This is a genomic window from Lacisediminimonas sp., from assembly GCF_030645335.1.
In the GTDB taxonomy this organism is placed as follows: domain Bacteria; phylum Pseudomonadota; class Gammaproteobacteria; order Burkholderiales; family Burkholderiaceae_D; genus Lacisediminimonas.
Genome location: NZ_JAUSNH010000077.1, coordinates 1 through 7755 on the forward strand (window position 1 = coordinate 1; position 7755 = coordinate 7755).

General features: G+C 61.5%; 6 protein-coding genes. 5 read left to right on the top strand and 1 reads right to left on the bottom strand.

Annotation, left to right across the window (positions count from 1 at the left end):
• The 5 genes from Q7T64_RS05605 to Q7T64_RS05625 all read left to right on the top strand — a co-directional run.
• The coding region (locus Q7T64_RS05605) for an NAD-dependent succinate-semialdehyde dehydrogenase (protein ID WP_304792550.1) at window positions 1-1054 on the top strand (1054 nt) is incomplete at its 5' end.
• A 14-nt stretch (window positions 1055-1068) separates the two neighbouring features.
• Window positions 1069-2073: a tripartite tricarboxylate transporter substrate binding protein gene (locus Q7T64_RS05610; RefSeq protein WP_304792553.1), complete on the top strand. Its 1005-nt coding sequence runs from the start codon at window positions 1069-1071 to the stop codon at window positions 2071-2073.
• A gap of 27 nt (window positions 2074-2100) precedes the next feature.
• Window positions 2101-3660 (top strand): choline-sulfatase, encoded by a 1560-nt coding sequence (gene betC / locus Q7T64_RS05615; protein WP_304792556.1) that lies wholly within the window; start codon window positions 2101-2103, stop codon window positions 3658-3660.
• Between the two features lie 44 nt (window positions 3661-3704).
• On the top strand, window positions 3705-4031 hold the full coding sequence (locus Q7T64_RS05620; RefSeq protein ID WP_304792559.1) for an NIPSNAP family protein: 327 nt from the start codon (window positions 3705-3707) through the stop codon (window positions 4029-4031).
• 126 nt (window positions 4032-4157) lie between these two features.
• Window positions 4158-5519, top strand: coding sequence for an aspartate aminotransferase family protein (locus Q7T64_RS05625; RefSeq protein ID WP_304792562.1), 1362 nt, complete (start codon window positions 4158-4160; stop codon window positions 5517-5519).
• 380 nt (window positions 5520-5899) lie between these two features.
• Here Q7T64_RS05625 and typA read toward each other — a convergent pair whose 3' ends face one another.
• Complete coding sequence (typA, locus tag Q7T64_RS05630) at window positions 5900-7735, bottom strand: translational GTPase TypA (protein ID WP_304792565.1); 1836 nt, start codon at window positions 7733-7735, stop codon at window positions 5900-5902.
• Between the last annotated feature and the right edge of the window lie 20 nt (window positions 7736-7755).

A 7755-nucleotide genomic window follows, 5' to 3' on the forward strand; every position in this document is an offset into this window, starting at 1 on the left:
CAGCCCTGGCGTGACGCAGGTGGTGTCGCATGAGCCGGTCGGCCCGGTGGCGGCATTCACGCCCTGGAATTTCCCGGCGCTCACGCCGGCCCGCAAGATTGCCGGCGCGCTGGCTGCCGGCTGCACACTGATCATCAAGCCGTCCGAAGAAACGCCGGCCACCTGCAAGGAGCTGGTCCAGGCCTGCCTGGACGCCGGACTGCCGCCCGGCGTACTGAACCTGGTGTTCGGCGTGCCGTCCGACATTTCGGAAAACCTGATCCGGCGCGACGAGATCCGCAAGATCACCTTCACCGGCTCGATTGCTATCGGCAAGCACCTGACCATGCTCGCTGCGCAGCATGGACTCAAGCGCTGCACGATGGAGTTGGGCGGCCATTCGCCGGTGCTGGTATTCAATGATGCCGATGTCGCCCGTGCAGCCCAGGTCTGCGCGGCCGGACGCTTCCGCAATGGCGGCCAGGTCTGCGTCGCGCCGTCGCGTTTTTATGTGCAGCGTGAAGTGCATGACCAGTTTGTCGACGCCATGCTTGCCGCTGCCGGCAAACTGGTGCTGGGCGACGGCCTGGACCCGGCGACCACGATGGGCCCCTTGCTGTCGGCCCGCCGCATCGAGGCCATGGAGCGTTTCGTTGCCGATGCGCGTGAACGCGGCGGCAACATCAGGATCGGCGGCAAGCGCGTGCCGCGTGCCGGCTACTTCTTTGAGCCCACCGTGATCACCGGACTGCCTGACGATGCGCTGGCCATGCGCGAAGAGACCTTCGGACCGATCGCACCCATCGTCCCGTTCGACACGCTGGACGAAGCGCTGGCGCGCGCCAATAGCCTGCCTTTCGGCCTGGCCGCCTATGCCTTTACGTCGTCGTCACGCACGGCGGCGGCGGTGTCGGCGCAACTTGCCAGCGGCATGGTGGGCGTCAATCATTTTGCGATCTCGATTGCCGAAGCACCGTTTGGCGGCATCCGGGAAAGCGGATATGGCTCGGAGGGCGGCACCGAAGGGCTGGACGCTTACCTCAACACGAAGTTCGTCACGCATCTTCCATCCTGAAGGAGACCGACAACATGAAAAGCGCAAGCACTGAACGCGGCACGGTCCGCGGTACTGTCCGCGGTACTGCCCATTTATTGGCCGCCGTACTGCTGACACTGTCGGCGCCGGCAATGGCTGCATGGCCGGACCGGCCGATCAGGATCGTCGTGCCATTTGCCGCCGGCGGGCCGGCCGACACCATTGCCCGCGTGATCGGACAGGGCCTGTCGCAAAAGCTGTCGACCACGGTGGTCATCGAAAACAAGGCAGGCGCCGGCGGCAATATCGGCACCATGCAAGCGGCGCGCGCGCCGGCGGATGGCTATACCTTGGGCATCGGCTATCTCGGTCCGCTGGCAATCAACCCGACGCTGTACGCCAAACAGAACTTCAACCCGCTCGACGAACTTGCACCGGTTGGCCTGGTGGCGGTCAGTCCGCTGGTGCTGGTGACGCCGCCGGGCCTGCCGGCCAGCACGCTGGCCGAACTGGTTGCGCTGTCGAAGTCGCGCAAGGATGGCCTGAACTATGGGTCGGGCGGCATCGGCTCGGCCAATCATCTCGGCATGGAGTTGCTCAAGAGCGCCACCGGCATGAAAGCGACCCATGTCCCGTTCCCCGGCGTGGCGCCGGCAACCACCAACCTGCTCGGCGGCCAGGTGGACATGGTATTGAATGGCATCCAGGTATCGCTGCCGCATGTGCGGGCCGGCAAGCTCAAGGCGATCGCGGTCAGTACTGCGCAGCGCATTCCGACGCTGCCCGATACCGCAACGATCAGCGAGTCCGGCGTGGCCGGTTTCGATGTCACCGCGTGGTTCGGCCTGGTGGCGCCCAAGGGCGTGCCGGCCGATATCCTGCAAAAGCTGGAACAGGCAACCCGCGAAACACTGGCATCGAAAGAGTCCAGCGAGCAGTTGACCAGGACCGGCCTGCAGCCACGCTGGCTGGGCCAGGCGGACTTCCGGAAATTCATTGTCGACGAACAGAAAGTCTGGTCGAAAGTCGTGCGCGACTCTGGCGCGACCGCCGACTGATTGCATCATTAACACTACGGAGCACACATGCAAAAGCGCATGAATATCCTGCACATCATGGCTGACCAGCTGACCGCCTTTGGCTTGCGCAGCTATGGCAATCCTGTGTGCAAGACGCCGAATATCGACGCGCTGATCGCACGCGGCACCTTGTTCGAGAACGCCTATTCCAACTTCCCGATCTGCGCACCGGCCCGCACCGCCATGCTCTCGGGCCAGCTCTCGACCCGGGTCGGCGTGTATGACAATGCCTGCGAATTTGCACCCAGCGTGCCGACCCTGCCTTATTACATGAGCGCGCTGGGCTATCACACCTGCCTGGCCGGCAAGATGCACTTCGTCGGCCCCGACCAGATGCATGGCTACCAGGAGCGGCTGACGACGGACATCTATCCTTCCGATTTCGGCTGGACACCGAACTGGAAGCTGGCGATACCGGTTGGGCCGATGGGCCTGAACTTGCGTAGCGTGGTCGAATCCGGCGTCTGCCGTCGCAGCCTGCAGCTTGATTACGACGACGACGTCGGCCACAAGTCGGTACAGCGCCTGTACGACTACGGACGGGATCCGGATTCGCGGCCGTTCTTCTTCACGGTCTCCTTCACCCATCCGCACAATCCCTATGTGACCACCCAGGAGTACTGGGACCGATATCGTGATGATGAGATCGACGATCCGCATGTCGGGCCGATTCCGACTGCGCAGATGGACCCGCACAGCAAGCGCCTGCATTCGATCTACCGCTATGACGAATACGACGTCCAGCGCGAAGACGTGCTGCGCGCCCGCCATGCCTATTACGGCATGATCAGCTACGTTGACGACCAGGTCGGCAAGTTGCTGGGAGCGCTGCGCGACATGGACATGGAAGACAACACGGTCGTCATCTTCACCGCCGACCATGGCGACATGCTGGGCGAGCGCGGGCTCTGGTACAAGTGGAACCTGTTCGAATGGTCGATGCGCATCCCGATGATCGTGGCCGTACCGGGCCAGGAAGCGCGGCGCGTCGCCACCCCGGTGTCGCTGCTGGATTTGCTGCCGACATGCGTGGACATCGGCCGCGATGCCGAGCATCCGATGACGATGGTGTCGCCGGTCGAGGGCGCCAGCCTGCTGCCTGATGCGACCGGGACCGGGCAATTGCCGGCAGACCGGCCGGTCTATGGCGAAACGACCGCCGACGGCACCACCAGCCCTTGCCTGATGGTGCGCAAAGGCCCCTGGAAAATGATCCACTGCCCGCTCGATCCGCCGCAATTGTTCCGGCTCGACCAGGACCCGCAGGAAACCCGCAACCTGGCCGGCCAGGCCGACAGCGCCGTGGCCGAACAGGAATTGCTGGCACTGGTAAACCAGAACTGGAATGTCGCGCAACTCACGCGCGACGTGATCCGTAGCTCCGAACAGCGGATTTTCATCCAGAACACCCGCTTGCAGCGCAATTATGCTTCCTGGGATTACGAGCCGCGCAAGGACCCGTCCAAACAGTACGTGCGAAGCGGCAGCAATGTTTCGGCTACCTTGGTCAAGGGCCGGGCGCGGTATCCTTTCGTGCCGGCAAAAACACCGGACCGGAAAATCTGACCTGCCCGCAACCTGAACTGACCTGACCTGACTGAAAGGACATCATGCTCCACGAACTGCGCATCTACCGCTGCCTGCCCTCCCGCCTGCCCAATCTGCTCAAGCGATTCGAGCAAGTCACGCTCAAACTGTGGGACAAGCACGGCATCCGCCAGATCGGCTTCTGGACCGTCGTGGTCGGCGAAAGCAACCATGATTTGTTTTACATGCTGGAATGGGAAAACCTGGCCGAGCGGGAACGGAAATGGGCCGCGTTTGGCGCCGATCCGGAATGGATTGCGGCCCGGTCAGAATCCGAACGCGACGGGCCGATCGTGGCCTCGATTTCCAACCAGATCCTGGCGCCGACGGGGTTTTCCAGGCTGCGATAAACGTCCGCTTGGCGGTGTGCAAAGCCAGATTTTGTTCGAAGATCGGGCACAACGACGGTGAAAGTAATAAGATTGATGGTTTCGCACGCTGCGATCCCGAATTTCATCTTGTTAAGGAAACATTCGATGGCAACGCTCAATACCGACCACCTGTGGATGCCGTTCACGGCAAACCGCCAATTCAAATCCAAACCGCGCCTGATGGTGTCCGCCAAGGGTATGCACTTCCAGACCGACGACGGGCGCCAGATCCTGGACGGCACTGCCGGTCTGTGGTGCGTGAATGCCGGGCACTGCCACCCGAAAATCACCGAAGCCATCAACGAGCAAGCCCGCACGCTGGATTACGCGCCGCTGTTCCAGATGGGCCATCCAAAAGTATTCGAAGCCGCCACCGCGCTGGCGAAGATGGCGCCGGAAGGCATGAACCGCGTGTTCTTCTGCAATGATGGCTCCGAAGCCGTGGATAGCGCGCTGAAAATCGCACTGTCCTACCACCAGGTCCGGGGCAACCCGCTGCGCACCCGACTGGTGGGCCGCGAACGCGGCTACCATGGTGTCGGTTTTGGCGGCATTGCGGTCGGCGGCATCGCCGGCAACCGCAAGCAATTCGGCCCGACGCTGGCTAATGTCGACCACCTGCGGCATCCGCTCGACATCGCCCGCAATGCCTATTCGCGCGGCCTGCCGGAGCACGGCGCCGAAATGGCCGATGAATTCGAACAGCGCATGCTAGCGCTGCATGACCCCTCCACCATCGCCGCGCTGATCATCGAGCCGCTGCAAGGCTCCACCGGCGTGATCCTGCCGCCCAAGGGCTACCTGCAGAAGATGCGCGCGATTTGCGACAAGTACGGCATCCTGATGATATTCGACGAAGTCATCACCGGCTTTGGCCGACTGGGGACGCCGTTTGCCGCCGACTATTTCGGCGTCGTGCCGGACATGATCATCTGCGCCAAGGGCCTGACCAATGCGGCGATACCAATGGGCGCGGTCATCGTGCGCCAGGATATCCACGACACCTTCATGTCGGCCGCGCCAGAAGGCGCAATCGAGTTCGCCCATGGCTACACCTACAGCGGCCATCCGGTGGCGTCTGCGGCTGCCCTGGCCACGCTCAAGGTCTACCAGGATGAACAGCTCTTCGATCGCGCCGCCGGCCTGTCGCAGTATTTCGAAGATGCAGCCCATTCCCTGAAAGGCCTGCCTTACGTCAAGGACATCCGCAACCTGGGCCTGGTGTGCGGTATCGAACTCGACAGCGTCCCGGGCAAGCCGAGCGCACGTGCATTCGACGTGTTCCTGAAGTGTTTCTGGGAACAAGGCGTGCTGATCCGCACCACCGGCGACATCATCGCCTTGTCGCCACCGCTGATCATCGATAAAGCCCAGATCGACCAGCTGTTCGGTGCGATCGCCAATGTACTCAAGAAGCAGAGTGCGACGCTGGCCGTGGAATCTTCACCGGCGATGTCGCCGAGCTGATGATACTTGCTGGGCGCCAACGCCCCAGGGCGTGCAGGCAGTGAAAGATCAAGGGCTGCATCCGCAAGGATGTGGCCCTTTTTGTGATCTGCGCCGGATGATCGGTTGCGGGGCTTCGGCGACGGCATTGCAAGACAATTAATCCGAAAATCGCGACAAACATGGTGTTTTAGTAATCAAAAACACGACAAATTTGCAAACTCGCCATGGATATGTGGATTCAAACGACAAATGCCCTAAGTGATTGATCGTTTGCCGCGATTACAAATACTACTCAATAGTAGAAGCAATCGAGCAACAAAAAGCCCCGAGTTCAACCTCGGGGCTCTTGATCTTGCTGTTGCCAGGCCTGGTTTCCCCGGGGCCATATGCAGTATGGCTTACGCTGCTTCGCGCGATGCCTTCTTGCGCTCGTGCTCTTTCAGAAAGCGCTTGCGCAGGCGAATGCTCTTTGGCGTGATTTCGACCAGTTCGTCATCCTCGATGAACTCGACTGCGTATTCGAGCGACATCTCGATCGGCGGCACCAGGCGCACCGCTTCATCGGTACCCGATGAACGCACGTTGGTCAGTTGCTTGCCCTTGATCGGATTGACGACCAGGTCGTTGTCACGCGAGTGGATGCCGATGATCATGCCTTCATAGACCGGATCATTGTGGCTCAGGAACATGCGGCCGCGGTCCTGCAGCTTCCACAGGGCGTAGGCAACGGCTGCGCCGTCATCCTGCGAAATCAGTACGCCGTTGCGACGGCCGGCCATTTCGCCGCGGTTGGTGTCAACCGGCGCATAGCAATCGAACACATGGCTCATCAGGCCGGTGCCGCGGGTCAGGGTCATGAACTCGCCCTGGAAACCGATCAGGCCACGTGCCGGAATACGGTACTCAAGGCGCACACGGCCCTTGCCGTCCGGCGACATGTCCTGCAGGTCGCCACGACGACGGCCCAGCTCTTCCATCACGCCGCCCTGGTTCACTTCCTCGACGTCGATGGTCAGGTTCTCGAATGGCTCGTGGCGCTCGCCGTCGACCATCTTGTACACCACGCGCGGACGGGAAACAGCCAGCTCGTAACCTTCACGGCGCATGTTTTCCAGCAGGATGGTCAGGTGCAATTCGCCACGTCCGGACACTTCAAAAATGGTGTCGTCGTCGGTCGGCAATACGCGCAGCGCAACGTTGGCTTTCAGTTCGCGCTCAAGGCGCTCGCGCAACTGGCGGCTGGTGACGAACTTGCCTTCGCGGCCGGCCAGCGGCGAGGTGTTGACCATGAAGTTCATGGTCAGTGTCGGCTCATCGACGATCAGCATCGGCAGCGCATCCGGCGTGTCCGGTGCGCATACCGTGGTGCCAATGCCGAGGTCTTCGATGCCGTTGATCAGCACGATATCGCCAGCCAGCGCCTGCTCCACCAATACGCGATCAAGACCCTTGAAGTAGAGCACCTGGTTGATGCGCGCCTTCACCGGAGTCGAACCGGGGCCGTTCATGATCACGACGTCCTGCAGCGGCTTGACGCGGCCGCGCGAGATCCGGCCAATGCCGATCTTGCCAACGTAGGAAGAATAGTCGAGTGAGGAAATCTGCAGCTGCAGCGGACCGTCCGGGTCGTCGTTACGTACCGGCACGTGCTGGAGTACGGCGTCGAACAGCGGCTTCATGTCGCCGTCGCGAACTTCCGGGTCCAGGCTGGCGTAGCCATTCAGCGCCGACGCATACACCACCGGGAAATCCAGTTGTTCTTCGGTTGCGCCAAGCTTGTCGAACAGTTCGAACGTGGCGTTGACGACCCACTCAGGCCGCGCACCGGGACGATCGATCTTGTTGACGACCACGATCGGCTTCAAACCCAGAGCCAGCGCCTTGCGGGTGACGAAACGGGTCTGCGGCATCGGGCCTTCGACCGCGTCCACCAGCAGCAATACCGAGTCGACCATCGACAGCACGCGCTCGACCTCGCCACCGAAGTCGGCGTGCCCGGGGGTGTCGACGATATTGATGTGGGTGCCTTCGTATTCGACTGCGCAGTTCTTGGCCAGGATGGTGATGCCACGCTCTTTTTCGAGGTCGTTCGAATCCATCACTCGCGCATCAACTTGCTGGTTGTCGCGGAAAGTGCCGGACTGACGCAGCAATTGGTCTACCAGGGTGGTTTTACCGTGGTCGACGTGGGCAATGATGGCAATATTACGTATTGCGCGAATGAGGTTGGACATGTTGGACTTGTGAGCTTGGG